The organism is Colwellia piezophila ATCC BAA-637, from assembly GCF_000378625.1.
Taxonomy (GTDB): domain Bacteria; phylum Pseudomonadota; class Gammaproteobacteria; order Enterobacterales; family Alteromonadaceae; genus Colwellia; species Colwellia piezophila.
This window is the reverse complement of the sequence record NZ_KB905161.1, coordinates 316,802-332,283: the sequence shown is the minus strand read 5'-3', so window position 1 is coordinate 332,283 and position 15,482 is coordinate 316,802. Positions and strand designations below refer to the sequence as shown.

14 protein-coding genes are annotated in these 15,482 nt (G+C 39.1%); 9 read left to right on the top strand and 5 right to left on the bottom strand.

Annotated features, from left to right (window positions below; translation table 11 throughout):
• Window positions 1-1,080: a cysteine synthase A gene (locus tag F580_RS0104735; RefSeq protein ID WP_019026545.1), complete on the bottom strand. Its 1,080-nt coding sequence runs from the start codon at window positions 1,078-1,080 to the stop codon at window positions 1-3.
• A gap of 247 nt (window positions 1,081-1,327) precedes the next feature.
• Here F580_RS0104735 and F580_RS0104730 point away from each other — a divergent pair, with 247 nt between their 5' ends.
• On the top strand, window positions 1,328-1,687 hold the full coding sequence (locus F580_RS0104730; protein WP_019026544.1) for an ATP-binding protein: 360 nt from the start codon (window positions 1,328-1,330) through the stop codon (window positions 1,685-1,687).
• Window positions 1,688-2,143: 456 nt separating this feature from the next.
• On the opposite strand, the gene F580_RS0104725 is transcribed toward F580_RS0104730, so the two are convergent.
• Entirely contained in the window at window positions 2,144-2,497 is a 354-nt protein-coding gene (locus F580_RS0104725) for a DUF3718 domain-containing protein (RefSeq protein WP_019026543.1), read from the bottom strand.
• Window positions 2,498-3,213: 716 nt separating this feature from the next.
• Here F580_RS0104725 and F580_RS0104720 point away from each other — a divergent pair.
• Window positions 3,214-3,729 carry an ATP-binding protein gene (locus tag F580_RS0104720; protein WP_019026542.1) on the top strand — a complete coding sequence of 172 codons (516 nt, stop codon included), beginning with the start codon at window positions 3,214-3,216 and terminating at the stop codon, window positions 3,727-3,729.
• Window positions 3,730-3,825: 96 nt separating this feature from the next.
• Here F580_RS0104720 and F580_RS0104715 read toward each other — a convergent pair whose 3' ends face one another.
• A complete protein-coding gene (locus tag F580_RS0104715) occupies window positions 3,826-4,470 on the bottom strand; it encodes a cupin domain-containing protein (RefSeq protein ID WP_026301248.1) in 645 nt (214 codons plus the stop codon).
• Between the two features lie 110 nt (window positions 4,471-4,580).
• Here F580_RS0104715 and F580_RS0104710 point away from each other — a divergent pair, with 110 nt between their 5' ends.
• Window positions 4,581-4,925, top strand: coding sequence for a winged helix-turn-helix transcriptional regulator (locus tag F580_RS0104710; protein WP_019026540.1), 345 nt, complete (start codon window positions 4,581-4,583; stop codon window positions 4,923-4,925).
• Between the two features lie 113 nt (window positions 4,926-5,038).
• A complete protein-coding gene (locus F580_RS0104705; RefSeq protein WP_019026539.1) occupies window positions 5,039-5,650 on the top strand; it encodes a 3'-5' exonuclease in 612 nt (203 codons plus the stop codon).
• Window positions 5,651-5,708: 58 nt separating this feature from the next.
• On the opposite strand, the gene F580_RS0104700 is transcribed toward F580_RS0104705, so the two are convergent.
• Window positions 5,709-6,257 (bottom strand): TrmH family RNA methyltransferase, encoded by a 549-nt coding sequence (locus F580_RS0104700; RefSeq protein ID WP_019026538.1) that lies wholly within the window; start codon window positions 6,255-6,257, stop codon window positions 5,709-5,711.
• A gap of 335 nt (window positions 6,258-6,592) precedes the next feature.
• Window positions 6,593-7,504: a LysR family transcriptional regulator gene (locus F580_RS0104695; RefSeq protein WP_019026537.1), complete on the bottom strand. Its 912-nt coding sequence runs from the start codon at window positions 7,502-7,504 to the stop codon at window positions 6,593-6,595.
• A gap of 209 nt (window positions 7,505-7,713) precedes the next feature.
• On the opposite strand from F580_RS0104695, the gene F580_RS0104690 reads away from it, so the two are divergent.
• The 5 genes from F580_RS0104690 (at window position 7,714) to F580_RS0104670 (ending at window position 15,397) form a co-directional block, all read left to right on the top strand.
• On the top strand, window positions 7,714-8,400 hold the full coding sequence (locus tag F580_RS0104690; protein ID WP_026301247.1) for a type 1 glutamine amidotransferase domain-containing protein: 687 nt from the start codon (window positions 7,714-7,716) through the stop codon (window positions 8,398-8,400).
• Between the two features lie 149 nt (window positions 8,401-8,549).
• Window positions 8,550-9,707 carry an iron-containing alcohol dehydrogenase gene (locus F580_RS0104685; RefSeq protein ID WP_019026535.1) on the top strand — a complete coding sequence of 386 codons (1,158 nt, stop codon included), beginning with the start codon at window positions 8,550-8,552 and terminating at the stop codon, window positions 9,705-9,707.
• Between the two features lie 91 nt (window positions 9,708-9,798).
• The gene (locus tag F580_RS0104680) at window positions 9,799-10,842 is read left to right on the top strand and encodes an NADP-dependent oxidoreductase (protein WP_019026534.1); all 1,044 of its coding nucleotides are present in this window, start codon (window positions 9,799-9,801) and stop codon (window positions 10,840-10,842) included.
• A 102-nt stretch (window positions 10,843-10,944) separates the two neighbouring features.
• Window positions 10,945-12,042 carry a site-2 protease family protein gene (locus F580_RS0104675; protein ID WP_019026533.1) on the top strand — a complete coding sequence of 366 codons (1,098 nt, stop codon included), beginning with the start codon at window positions 10,945-10,947 and terminating at the stop codon, window positions 12,040-12,042.
• A 328-nt stretch (window positions 12,043-12,370) separates the two neighbouring features.
• Window positions 12,371-15,397: an ATP-binding protein gene (locus F580_RS0104670; RefSeq protein ID WP_019026532.1), complete on the top strand. Its 3,027-nt coding sequence runs from the start codon at window positions 12,371-12,373 to the stop codon at window positions 15,395-15,397.
• Window positions 15,398-15,482: the final 85 nt, after the last annotated feature.

Sequence of the window (15,482 nt, the reverse complement as noted above, 5' to 3'; positions counted from 1 at the left end):
TTATTTCACTTCTCTCACTGTAATCACCGCGTTATCTGGCTCTGCTTGATAACGTTCAAACATGCTGGCGAGGGTTTCATGATCGGTACGGAGCTGTTTTTCTTTTAAAAACGCGGCATTGTAAAGTTTGCTATATGAGCGCTCTGCCAAATCACAGCAAAAGGTGACGATAGTTTTCCCCGGGCCCATTTTTGCTGCTGCATATAGCGCACCGGCAACGTTTAACGCAGAGCTGCTGCCCAGTAAAATACCGTCACGTTGGCTGAGCTCTCGGGAAATTGTCACCAAATCTTGATCCGGTAAGCTGATAGCTTTATCTATCTTGGCCTGACGGAAATTCTCTACACAGCGCATAATGCCGATGCCTTCAGTAAATGAACTGCCACTTGCTTGATACTGGCCGGTTTTTAAATAGTGGTAGATACCTGAGCCGTAGGGGTCTACTAACCAAGTTTGTAATTGCGGGTTCTGCTCTGACAAATATCTTGAGTTACCTGCTATGGTGCCACCAGTACCGACTACTGAAACCAAAACGTCAATCTTACCTTGAGTTTGTTGCCAGATTTCGGGTCCAGTATTGAGATAATGGGCTTTACAATTACTGGTATTTTCAAACTGATCGGCCCACCAATAATCCGCATGCTGTTCACCAAGTTGTTTGGCGGTATGATAGAAATGTTTAGGATCAGCAAAGGGGCAAGCATCAACTAACAATAGTTGTGCATTATACAGTGCGATCATTTGCTCTTTCTCTATCGCTTGTCCTTTTGGCATTACCGCTAGCATATTAAAACCCAGGGCTTTGGCAACAAGGGCTAAACCAATTCCGGTATTGCCTGCGGTTCCCTCAACAATGGTCATACCGCTTTTTAGATGGCCATTTTCTATGGCATCTTTTACTAACTGTAAGGCCGCCCGGTCTTTAATAGAACCACCCGGATTCTGCTGCTCACACTTTAATAATATTTCACAACCGGTTAAGTTACTCAGGCTATTGATGCGTAGTAGGTCGGTATTGCCAATCAAATCAGTAATGTTATTAGCAACTTTATGGCTAGTGCTAGGGGAAAATATTGTCATGAGGTCTCACAATCACTGGATGTATATAAAAGCGTAGACACGACTATGGTGAAGTACAAGATTAAGTGATTTATCAATTTTCTCTATATCAATTGCTTACTGCTTGAGTAGGTAGTACTGAGAGGACGCCTGTATCAGAACTGCGACTCTCTGTGTTCAACACTGTGTTGAAATTGATACACTCTAGTTTGTGTCTAATGTGCCTTCAATGAAAATGTAGTTTATATCTGTTTAAAAATTAGCATTAATGATTGAAAATCTTGCGACACTTTATCCGGGCTGCAACATTCATTGTGCTTTTCATAACGAGTTACTGGTTGAAGCAGATAAAAGCCAGCTTGAACAAGTACTGATTAACCTATTTAAAAATTCGCTTGAAGCGATGAGTGATGTTGATGAAAAAGTCATTGAGGTTAGCAGTAAAGAAGAGGGTAATTGGCAACATATCTCTATAAGGGCTTTTGGCTCAGGTATTGCTAATCTTGATAATGTCTTTGTACCTTTTTATACGACAAAACCTCAAGGCAGTGGCATAGGTTTAGCACTGTGCCGACAAATTCTATTTAATCATAATGGTTCGATTAAAATAGATAATCACTCAAGTTAAGAGCAAAGTAATCATCAAGGCTCTCATCAAACCTATCAAAAGAAGAGTCAGGGTGTTGAAGTGGTTTTATCTCTACCTTTTATCTCTACCTTTTATGATGGGAAAGTAACCCCCAAATTATTGGGGTAAAACTAAGCACTTATTATAACGCTTTAATAACTATAATAAGTGCAGGGGTTGTTGAACTTTCAAATTACTCTCTGCAATAGGCTAATTTTTAAGGTAACAAGACGAAAAGAGTGCCATGTAGTTATTCTACTTCAACGATTTTCAACGATGTTAAGTTGAAAATTAGCCATTGCCCTTCGGGTTGTCTTGAAAAAGCGTCACTTTTTGTTGCTTAATAAGCATTTGGAACAACCAAACATTATATTAAGCGCCTCAACTGCCATCTTTTTCAAGTGCAACAGAGTTATAATTTGAAAGTTCAACAGCCCCTAGTGTTTACTCGCATAATTATGACTCGGTAAAGGTTACATTGATTTTATCAGTCGCTGCTACATCAATAATGCTAACGTCACCAATACTTCTTTGTAATTTAGCGGCTGTTTTTGTTGCGCCACTCTTTTCTGCAAAAGTAATAATATCATCACCATTACAGATAACTTTTAAGGCAACAGTTTTTTCCTGTAAACGGTAAGATTTCATTGTAGATTTCAATTTGAATACTTTATTGCTTTGAGCTGCTTTACATACTTCAACTAATGCAGTGTCAATAAATGACGGAGTAGCAGCGGTACTTGGTAAGCTAAAAGCCAAAACAGGAACAGCGGTAGCTAATGCGATAAGAGTTGTTTTAATTGTAGTCATGGTATTCTCCAGGTGTTTTAGTTTACGAAACATTATTGTTTCGCTCATACTAATTGTTATTTTTCTTATTGTGATTAGACTATTACAAGTGCTGTGCCAATCTTGGTTTTTATTTTATCACATTGAATTTTAACGTTTTTATTTATTGGTGTGATTGAGCGTATTTAAATGACATTATATGTCATACAACTAAATGGTTAAATTAACCATCGTCGTGGCTAAATTAACCATGATGGAGTTGGTGTGCGAAAAATCGTCATGTCGGAGTCTTCAATGCTGCAATATTGACGTATTTACATGTTGTTGTTGCAGGATCTATTGGTGAAATAAGTATTAAAGAAAGGAGATCAGCAAGTAATTTTTGTAAGTTATAGCTGATAGCATTCTATAACCACAAAGCAGTACCAAGAAGTAAGTACTCTATTAAAATTATTTAACGATAAAGCCGGCTTGAAGCGGGCTTTTTTTATGTCTGAATTTCTGTATTTATCATTGTTTTTTACCAATTATCACAATTGTTTTAGATCACTCCAACAAGTATCATTTTTAGAAAAACAAATAGATGCGAGTGAGGCTATTAAAAACAGCACTCAATATCAATATTAATGCTCACGAAAACCAGTGATTTAGCTGGTTTTTTTACTGAAGGTTTAGCTTGATTCATGCTGTAGATATTATAGGTAACATCTCTGGAAGTGAAAGAGGCATGGAAAAGTATGGGGAATAAACTTATCTTGGGAGACGTTGATAATATAAGTAAAATTCAACTAATAAAAATTAAATTAGCCTTAATGATTGATAACCTAGCAGCACTTTATCCCCAGTGTAAAATACAATGTGCTTTTGATACTGAGCTATTTATCGAGGCGGATAAAAGCCAACTTGAACAAGTACTGATTAACCTATTTAAAAATTCGCTTGAAGCGATGAGTGATGTTGATGAAAAAGTCATAGAGGTTAGCAGTAAAGAAGAGGGTAATTGGCAACATATCTTTATCAGGGGTTTTGGCTCAGGTATTGCTAACCTTGATAATGTCTTTGTACCTTTTTATACAACAAAACCTCAAGGCAGTGGCATAGGTTTAGCACTGTGCCGACAAATTTTATTTAATCATAATGGTTCGATTAAATTGGCTAATTATTCAAGGTATCATCAAAACACTGAGCAAGTTTGTCATCAGGAGAGTCAAGGTGTTGAGGTGGTGCTGTCATTACCTTATATGGGGCGATAATATTATTCGCCAATAACTCTAGCTCATCGTAATTATAACAAAGAGCAATGTTCGTCCTAGCTGAACTCTTAGCTGAACTTAGTTGAGTCACTAAGCTTACAGGTGACCCACTTTAACCATTATAATTGTATCTTGCTCTACATAAGGAAAATGCTCGCTCAAATGGGGACTACGTATCCATGAGCCTTGTGGGTAACGGCCAAACTCATCAATGAACTCGCCACTAATGACAAATATTTCTTCGCCGCCGAAATGTCGGTGCGGCTGAAATCGCTCACCTTTGGGCCACTTAACTAGCGCAGTGGACTCACCTTGGTAGTTGTGCAAGGGCATAACCATCAAATTGCCCATACCCGATGACCAGCTTGTTTTAGTGGTATCAATGATTAAATGTTCATTATCACCTGATTGAAATTGGTGCAGCTTTACTAATAATATACAGCCGTCTTTACTGAAGGGCGCGTGTCGAAAGCCTTCAGGGTTTCTAAAGTAACTTCCAGCATGATAATCACCGGTGTGATCAGAAAAGCTGCCCGATAAAACAAAGATTTCCTCACCTAGCGGATGATCATGTTCATTAAAGCTAGCGCCGGCTTCAAACTTAACTAAGCTGGTGGCATGGCCTCGTTCGGCATCTTCTCTGGCTAAAGGTTTACGCCAGACACCCGAATGAGGACTAGCTACCCAGGGTTGCTCGTGGGTATTAATAACAACCTTTTCAGTAAAGTTCATATTCAGCACGATTTGACCTCTATTACCTATTAATTTATCTACTTGGTATAATATCCTCTACTACATATTATGCCAAGTAGGCACAATAAGGTTTGCTAAGCACTTTTAGGTACATCTTTATGAATAATAAAACAATTAAATTTTCTAGAAAATCAGCACCTGAAAAAACAGCGCGTATGGTTGAAACTATTGTTGGCTGTAAATGGTCACTCACCGTTTATAATTTACTGAAAAATGATATTGTTCGACCGGGAGAAATGGTAAAAAGTGTTGAAGGTTTAACCACCAAAGTGCTGAATGCTTGTTTAAAGCGCAATATAGAATTTGGTATTATTGAACGGGAAACTTTTAATGAAATTCCACCTAGAGTCGAGTATAGGGTAACAACGTTCGGCGATAAGTTTATCCACATACTGACTGAATTAGAAAAGCTGCAAGCAGAAATAGATGTTAGTAAACTTTAATCTATTTGCTATAAGCTCATTTATGATATCTTGACGCTATGAAAAAGCAGTTGCTCGTCACTTTATCAAGTATTCAACGTGTTAATAACCATGCTAAGTAGTAACTAATTTATATGAACGCAAATTCGCTAATCATTCTCGATTTTGAAACAACCGGTCTGTCACCTGATAATGGCGATAGAGCTATTGAAATAGGGGCGGTAAAACTTGAAAATGGTGTGGTCACTGAGCATTTTCAAGAGCTAATGTACCCAGGGCGACCTGTGAGTCATTTTATTGCCGATTACACTGGCATCACTAATGAAATGTTAAGTAAAGCTGCACCCTGTCATGAGGTAATGGCACGTTTTGCTGATTTTATTCAAGGGCATAACCTGGTTGCTCATAATGCCTCGTTTGATAAACGCTTTTTAGACAGTGAGTTAAAACGAATATCGAGAGCATATGATGGTCAATTCGCCTGTTCGCTATTACTCTCGCGCCGACTAAACCAAAGTGCGCCTAATCATAAGTTAGGTACCTTGATTAACTATAAAGGTATCGCTTCAAACGGTAGTTTTCATAGGGCATTATACGATTCTGAAATGACAGCAAAACTATGGTTAGCGATGTTAGAAGATATCCAAGAAAAAGCGGCTATTGATGAGGTACCCTTTTCTTTAGTACAAAAGCTGACCAAAACCACAAAAGGCAATGTCGCTAAGTTACTCGCTAGCTTTTCATAAACTTTGTAGAAGGCTATTAATTAGCGGTACAGATAATTAATAGCCCTGCTCCGGGGGGTTACACGTGCGAATTTTTTCTTATTTGGTTTGCACATTCGGCTAAAACAATGGCGCCGGCGGTAGAAACATTGAGTGAGTTGCCCATACCAAACATAGGGATATGTATGTGTTGATGCGTTAATTTCAGTGCTGCTTCACTGACACCTTTGCGCTCATTACCTAAGACTAAAACCGACTTAGGCGGGTAAGTGACTTCGCTGTAATCAACAGATTCCCGGCATAATTCAACACTGTATAGTGTATGACCATCAGCTAATAAAGTTTGTAAACTTGTGGTAGTGCAATCGCTGTATTCAACACAAACCCATTTAGCTTCATTGCGCGAAGCTTTTTTCATCTTCTTATCTGAAATGGTTAGCGCACCACAAACAATAACTCTTTCGATAGCAAAAGCATCAGCCAAACGAATAAAAGCGCCAATGTTGTAGCTATTGGTGACATTATCTAATACTACGATTAAAGGGATCTTTGGCTTATCTAAATATTCATGTCTCGATGGTTTGCTTTCTCTAAGCTCTTCTTTACTAAGCTGTATTTTTTCACTCATGGTTGCTACTCTTATAATTTAACCTGCACTAGGCTTAATAAATGTTGCTCTAGCCGCTGATTTTACTTACTTCTACGTTAAATTCACTTGCAATAGGCAAGCTATTGACGCGTAAATCTTCCTTGAATTAAGCAAAACTATCAAGCTAGCGCTGTGGGGTAATTTAATTAATATTTTTCAATTGATTAACCATCTCTTAAGCCGAGTCCAGGTTAGTTTAGCGGGACACTGGTTAGTTGAATTTACTTGCCTTAAGGCGAGTTAAATTCAGCCGAGGATTGTGCGACTTTATCCACTGAAGATCAAATGATTGTTTCTCGTCTGGTCTTAATTAACTAAGCTACCTTGTTAGTTATTTGGCTAGTAAAATACTCTTTTAAAAAATTAAGCAATAATCTCAGTTTTTTTGAGTTGGCAGTGCCTGGCGGAAAAACCCCATAAACATTGATATCGCTCAGCTGATAGTCATTAAGCACAGTGACTAAGCTGCCTGCCTTTATTTTGGGCAAGGCATCATAAAGAGGAATTCGCCCTAAGCCATGGCCTGCTTCAACAAATGCAGTACGCGCTGCGGCATTATTGGTACTGATGGTTCCCTTGGTGCTAATGCTGAACGAACGACTGCCTTTAGTGAGGGTGACCACCCCAGAGGTTAATTTATAAATCACCCATTGATGATTACTTAAATCGGCGGGGCTCTTTGGCTGTCCGTATTGCCGCAGGTAATCAGGCGCAGCACACAGACAAGTTTTTAGGGTGGCAAGCTTACTGGCTTGCAAGCCAGAATCGGGCAATGGCGCACCACGAATAGCTAAATCGATGCCTTCTTTCATGATATTAACCACTTCATCAGTGAGCATGACATCAAGCGCTATCTTAGGGTAAATCTTTTTAAACTCATTGAGTGCGGGCACCACGGTTTGCAAACCAACATTTACCGGGCAGGTTATTTTAAGTAATCCGACCGGCTCATTTTTGAAATTTTCAATTTGCTGATTAGCGGCACGGGCTTGCTCTGCAATAACCCGACAACGTTCATAGTAGGCTTGGCCAGCTTCAGTGAGCTTAATCGAACGGGTAGAGCGGTTAAGTAACTTTACTTCGAGATGCGCTTCAAGCTTTTTTAAATGATAACTGACTACCGCACGAGATAGCCCTAGGTGTTTGGCTGCGGCGCTTAAGCTACCTTGTTCAATGACTTGCGCAAACACAACCATGCTTTTGAGTTGTTCAAATGAAACATTCATAGACTATCCTAACTGACTAAAAGCGTATTACTACTTGATCGGTAATTTATCGTAAACAACATTGTATCAATTATTGATACAATGTTGTCAGTTATATCTGCATTGTTCATGTGGTCTTGTAGGCCTATACTGGCTTTATTGAAATGAACTTACACTGACTTCTAAATAGTTACTTCTAAACACTTACATAGATAACGGGATGAATGAACATGACTAAAAAAATATTAATGGTACTTACTTCACACGACGAGCTTGGCAATACCGGCAAAAAAACCGGTTTTTGGGTGGAAGAATTCGCGTCCCCTTATTACGCTTTTATCGATGCCGGTGTTGAAGTCACCTTGGCAACCCCAAAAGGCGGGCAAGCACCTATTGATCCAACCAGTACTTTAGCAGACTTTCAAACGTCGGCGACTGAACGTTATGATGGCGATGATGTAGCACAAGCTAAGATTGCCAGCACGGTTGTTTTATCTACACTTAACGAAAGTGATTTTGATGGCGTATTTTATCCTGGTGGTCATGGTCCATTATGGGATCTTACCGATAATAAAGACTCAATCACCTTGATCGAAAGTTTTCTTAAAGCAGGCAAAGCCGTGGCGACAGTTTGTCATGCCAGCGCCGCTTTATTAAATGTAAAAGAAGTTTCAGGTGATTTTGCCATTAAAGGCAAAGCGGTAACTGGTTTTACTAACAGCGAAGAAGAAGCAGTGCAATTAACAGAAGTGGTACCTTTCTTACTGGAAGACGAACTTATTAAACGTGGCGGCGACTATCAAAAAGCAGAAGATTGGCATGCCTTTGCAGTTCAAGACGGTCTTATTATTACCGGTCAAAACCCTGCAAGTTCAGCTTTAGCTGCTGAAAAGTTACTAGCTCATCTTTCAGCTTAGGCGCTCAGTTTAGACTCTCAGTCTAGGCACTCAGTCTAGGCACTCAGTTTAGACTCTCAGTCTAGATAATCAACTTAGATAACTTATTTGAATAGGCAGTTTAGCTAATATCCTTAGCTAAACTGCTTCAGATAAATACAGGACTCAAGATGTTAAATTTTAACTTTCAAAACCCTACAAAGATTAACTTTGGTGAGGGACAAATTAAAGTCATTTCAAAAGAAATCCCTTTAGACGCAAAAGTATTATTGGTTTATGGCGGCGGTTCAATTAAAGGTAATGGCGTTTATAAACAAGTGATTGATGCCCTTAGTGAGCATACTTTTTTTGAGTTTTCAGGTATCGAACCAAACCCGACCTATGACACCTTGATGAAAGCTCAAGAGATTATCAAAGCAGAAAACATTGATTACTTACTTGCCGTTGGTGGTGGATCTGTTGTTGATGGCGCTAAATTTATTGCCGCAGCCGCACTTTACGAAGGCGACGATGCTTGGGATATTCTCGCTAAACAACAAGCAGTAACAAAAGCATTACCTATTGGCGCGGTATTAACGTTACCAGCGACAGGCTCTGAAAGTAATGGTAATTCAGTGGTGACACGCGATGGTAATAAATTACCTTTTTCTAGCCCTTTGGTTCGTCCATTATTTGCAGTGTTAGATCCTAGTGTGACTTTGTCACTATCAGATCGCCAAATCAGCAATGGTGTGGTTGATGCCTTTATTCATACCATTGAGCAATATTTAACTTACAGCGTAAATGGTAAAGTGCAAGACCGTTTCAGTGAAGGTTTATTACAAACTTTGATTGAAGAAGGGCCTAAAGCGTTAGCCCCAGCCACTAAAGAAAACTTAGAAGTTAGAGCTAATATTATGTGGTCGGCAACCATGGCATTAAACGGTCTTATCGGCGCTGGCGTACCGCAAGATTGGTCTACGCATATGATAGGCCATGAACTTACGGGTGCTTTTGGTATTGATCACGCACGAACTTTATCTATTGTATTACCTGCAGTAATGAAAGTACGTAAAGAGCAAAAGCGTGAGAAATTACTACAATATGCGACACGCGTTTGGCAGATAACCGAAGGTGATGATAATGCACGTATTGATAAAGCTATTCGTTTAACTGAAGAGTTTTTCGAAGCAATGCAAGTACCAACACGTTTGTCTGATGTGAATCTTGGTAGTAATGATATTGATTTATTGATTAATCGATTAGAGCAACATGGCATGACGGCATTGGGTGAAAAAAGTGATATTACCCTAGCAATAAGCCGTGAGATTTTAACGAAAGCACTGTAAGAGAAATACAAATGTTAGTGGCTTATTGACGTTACTCATAGACCACTAATGTCCCTTTATATTTTTTGTTTTCTATTTATTAGGAAAGAACATGACTCAAACAACTGACATCAATCGCCAAATGGTTTTGGCTTCACGTCCCTTTGGTGCGCCAACAGCGGAAAACTTTAACCTGGTACAAAGTGAGAAGCCAGTACCTAAAGCTGGTGAGGTATTACTTCGTACGGTATTTCTTTCACTCGACCCTTATATGCGCGGGCGCATGAATGACGCGAAGTCGTATGCTGACCCTGTTGCTTTAAATGAAGTCATGGTTGGTGGCAGCGTTTGTCGCGTTGAAGAGTCAAATCATGAAAATTATAAGATAGGTGATTGGGTAGTTGCCTTTGGTGGTTGGCAAGATTATAGCGTTATCAATGGCAGTGAATTACTTAAACTTGATAATAATATGCCTAAGCCATCACATGCTTTAGGTATCTTGGGTATGCCTGGGTTAACAGCGTACATGGGCTTGCTTGATATTGGCCAGCCTAAAGCGGGTGAAACGGTAGTGGTTGCTGCGGCAACGGGTGCAGTCGGTAGCTTAGTGGGTCAAATAGCCAAATTAAAAGGCTGTAAAGTGATTGGCATTGCAGGTGGCGAGACTAAATGTAAATACGCGGTTGAAACCTTAGGGTTTGATCATTGTCTTGATCATAAAAGTGAAGATTTAGCCGAGCAACTAGCGAAGGTTTGTTCATCAGGCATTGATGTTTATTTTGAAAATGTTGGCGGTAAAGTATTTGACGCGGTTATGCCGTTACTTAATAGCTGTGCGCGTGTACCGTTATGCGGTCTGATTTCTCAGTACAATGCTACTGAATTACCTAGCGGTCCTGACAGACTGTCTTCATTAATGGGCACATTATTAGTTAAGCGCATTAAGATGCAAGGCTTCATTGTCTTTGACGATTATGGTCATCGTTATAACGAATTTAGTGAGCAAATGGTGAAGTGGTTAATGGCTGGCGAGATCAAGTACAAAGAGCACATGATTGATGGGCTTGAAAACTCGGTAGGTGCTTTTATCGGCTTATTGAAAGGTGAAAACTTTGGTAAGTTAGTGGTACGTGTAGGTCCTGATGACCTAGCATAACTACGACCAATAAGGTCTAATTAATAATTTCCTTCGAAAAACCTTGCCGCATCGCTAAATATAGCGATAATCGGGCAAGGTTTTTTTTGTTGAGTTATTTAAGTGCAGTTATTAGAAATTGAGTGTTTAGGTAAAACGCTGAAGTTAGAAGGTTCAATGGCCGGATGGCAACAGCTTTTTTGGGGTGGGCAATGTGTTTCCCAAATTAATGCTAATGCCGACAGCGAGTCATTTAGCCATCAATTCTCCTTAAAAACAGATGGTGGTGAAGAAAGTGAGCAGGGCGAGTTAAAGGTTGAACTTAATGGCTCTTTGCAATGGCAGCCTTTTGAACTGCAATTTAAACTATTAATCAATGGTGAGCTGCTTGACGAAAATAGCCTCAATGAAAAGGATATTGAGCAAAGGAAAATAGGCGAACATCAAAAGCAAAAAATGAAGTTTAGCTTCATTGGCATGGCAGGTCTTGGTTTAAAGTTATTAAAAAGTGCCAAGGTTATTAAAGTGTTATTTGCTGCCGGTAGTTTGGCGGCTTACAGTTGGTTATTTTCTATTGAATTTGCCATCGCACTTATTCTTTGTTTAGTTTTTCATGAATACGGCCATATCAAGGCGATGAAATACTTTGGTTTAAAGACCAAAGGTATATACCTGATCCCATTTGTTGGCGGCTTAGCGCTGAGTGACGACAAAATTAATACCCGCTGGCAAGATATTGTTATCTCCATTATGGGGCCTTTCTTTGGTTTGATATTATCCATCGTTTGTTTAATTGGCTACTGGCTTACTGATATTGAAATATTGGCCGGTTTAGCCGTGTTTAATGCGCTGCTCAATTTATTTAACTTGTTACCGGTATTGCCTTTAGATGGCGGCCACATCATTAAAAGTATCGCTTTTTCAATCAATTCTAAAATTGGCTTAGTAGCTTGTGTGTTAGGTGCTGTGTTAGGGGTTTATATCAGTTATCACTTCGGTTTAGCATTGTTAGGATTTTTACTGGCTATTGGCAGTATTGAAATAGTCTTTGAGTACAAACGCCGACATTTAAGTGAGCTATTGCCACTTAATCGCTATGCGCAAATTGTTTCAGCTCTGTGGTATATCCTTACCCTTGGCGGTTTAAGTGCCATTATTTGGTTTGTTGGCCAAACGGGTAACGGTGCTTTATCACTGCCACTTAAAATATTAGCGAGTTAGAGTCGTTAGTCATAGGTGGTATGAAGAGGGCATTAATATACTGAGATCTTTATACCATTGATAATCGTTAGATTATTAAAAGGCTTACAGTTGAATCCGTAAGCTTTTTTTATTTTATCTTTAAAAGCTAATTTGTCTCTGTATGCTAAAGGCTACGTAAAAGCCAAAAGTAAGAAGCTTTAATCGTGTTTAGATAAGCTTCTCTGCTTGATGTAAATGAAATGTTACTATAGGGTGTGTTAAGCGGTTATTTATAAGGATAGGATAGCTTAAAGTTTAAATTAGGATAAGAAGTAAGTAGAGAATAAATACTCAGTAGGAATAACCATTGCGCAGACCTATTAGACAATTAATATTAGCCCTAGCAGGCTTGGTAACCTTTTTTCCTTATCTTTTTATTGCTAGTAATCTATCAATTCCACCTGAAAGTTTGTCAAATATCGCCTTGTCTACTGTGCAAATTATCAGCACTATATTGGTGTTTTTTTGTTTTAAAAAACACTCAACTCGCTCATTTAAACTATTTTGGCAATACCTACTGTTAGCGACACTTGTAGTCATTGCCAGTAAATTCTTAAATGGCTCACCCGTCAGTATTAGCCAACAGTTATATCAAGACTTTGCTTCGCTGTTTATTTATTTCTTCATTTTATTGGCTATCGAGAGCAACCCGCATTTAAGTAATATGCCCCTTAATAAATATATCAGTGGCCGAGTGCCGGCTATATTTTTCACCCTGATTTGTTTTTGCTATTTTATTCTTTTACCCGCTGAATTTTCAGGACAAGCATACCAAGCAGCTAAGCCATCTTTATTATTTCATCTGGTCATAAATAGCCTTATTATTGCCAGATTAATACAGTGTTTAGTGACAGTTAACGACAATTTTTGGCGTTTTACCTTTGCATTACTTTCGGGCAGTGCCGGCTTTTTATTAATAGGTCATACCAGGGCTTTTCTTCAGCTTGATTCAGCGTTAATTCACGCCAATAGCTATTCTGCTCAGCTGATTTTATTACTGCCTTATTTTTTACTTATTGTTGCCGCCAACATTACCTTAAAAACAAGCAAGCCACCTAAAGCAATAGCAAAAGAAAACCACCCTGAATTATACGTTTTACTGCTTATGCTTGTTCCAACAGCAATGCATTTATACGGCTATGAGCAAAAGCTGTTTTATAGTGTGAATACCAATTTTCAATCGATTGTGCTGCTTTTTTGGCTATTTGTTGGGGCACTCTTATTAACAAACATCGCCAGCACCCGTCGTCGTCAAACTAAAAGGCTCAAGCAAAATTTACTCGAAGAGCAAGGGCAGCATCAACAACTCACGAGTCTAAATCATGACTTAACTGATGCCCTGATCAATAGTGAAGATAAAGCGATAGTCAGAGCTTCAAATAATGCCATATTAACCACTACCATCACCGGTGAGATACTCTCGGCTAACCCCGCAGCCGTGCAGATGTTTCAAAGTCTTGAACAAGAGTTAACAGGCACATTAGTTGGCCGCTTATTTTCAAAAAAAGACGAAATGCACTTCTTTTTTGACTTCCAAAGTAATGTATATTCATTGCAGCGTAAAGGAGAGGGCATTTCTGTAGAGTGTCTATCGCTGCGTTCAGATGGTAGTGAATTTCCTGCACAAGCAGAGTTACAGTGGGCTGAGCGGGCCAAACAACCACTCATTGTCATCACGTTTATTAATTTATCGGCAAGAAAACATGCCGAAAAACAAGCGTTAGAATTAAAAGATAAATTTATCGCCAATATTTCACATGAATTTAGAACACCACTAACCATTATTAACGGCATTATCGATAGGTATATAGATAAAACATCAGATGAGCGAGAAAGTGAGGAGTTAACAACGGCCAAACGTAATGGTTTACGCTTAGTGCGTATGGTTGAGCAACTGTTAGAGCTTTCACGTTTAAGTGATAATCCACAACTGTCGCAGAACACTTATCGATTACAAACCCTGATGATGATGCCTGTGGATTCATTTTCTCGTTTAGCTTCACAAAGTCATTTAAGCTTTAGTAGTAATATCCCTGAAGATTTGTGGCTCGATTGTGATGGTCAAGCCTTTGAAAAAATCATCTTTAATTTACTTGCTAACGCGATTAAATACACGCCTAAAGGCGGCTCTGTGCAAGTGAATGCTTATGTTGAACAAGAGACCATTATTTTAGATGTTATCGACTCAGGCATAGGCATTAGTAAAGATTCTCAAGATAAAATTTTTGAGCGCTTTCAGCGAGCGGATGACGTGAAAAACCAAGCAACGTTTGGTGTCGGTATTGGTTTATCGTTAGTCAATGAACTTGTTAAAGCGCATGGTTGGCGTATAAGTTTAGTGAGTGAGCAGGGTCATGGCAGCAAATTTAGCCTGTCAATCCCGCTAGCACCAGCAAATGAGGTTGAAGCTGAAATATCGATGAGTATCTCAGAGGATGAGGTGTCTTCATTGCTCATTGAGCAGCGCTCAGTAGCGAGTATTCATAGCAATCATTCACAGCAAGTCGTTTTAGTGATTGAAGACAACCTTGATATGCAAAGCCATATAAAACAAGTGATCGAGCAACAACATCACTGTATTCTTGCCGGTAGTGGTGAGCTTGGTTTGCAATTAGCACAAGAATATATCCCCGATCTTATAGTTTGCGATTTGATGTTAACGGGTATTGATGGCTTTGAAGTATTAACCCAGTTAAAGCAAGGCGAAATGACTGCCCATATTCCGGTGATATTGCTTACCGCAAGATCTGATCTTGAAAGTAGGTTACAAGGCCTTAAACTGAATGCTGATGAGTATTTGAGTAAACCGTTTAATCAACATGAGCTATTGACGAGAATTCAAAATTTAATTGCGAATAGGCAGCAATTACAAAAGCGTTATTTACAAAAGTTTAACGATCAACAAAAAGCTGAGCAAAAAGCAGAACGAAAAACTGCCAGCCAGGAAAATGTCGCTAAGCTCACACAAGAGCCCGTTGAACAGGACAGTATTGAAGATATGTTTTTACACAAACTTGAAGTGTTGATAGCCAAACATTACACCGAGCCCGAATTAGATATCTCATTACTGGCCAAGGAGCTCGCCATGAGTGAGCGGCAATTACAGCGAAAAATTAAAGTGATATTAGGCATTACGCCTAATAACTTCATCAAAGAATTTCGATTGAAAAAAGCACAAGTCCTACTGCTAAGTGGTGCACAAATTGGCCGTATTGCGTTAGATGTCGGCTTCTCATCACAAACCTACTTTGGCCGTTGCTTTAAAGAAAGTTATCAATGCACGCCAAAACAATACCAACAGAAAATGGCGCAACAAGATTCAACAAGGGATTGATTCGCTCAGAAACAATCACAAAGCGGTCTTATACCAAACGGATTAATAAATCGACCAACTTAGAGCTTCAGTAGCGAGCTTAGAA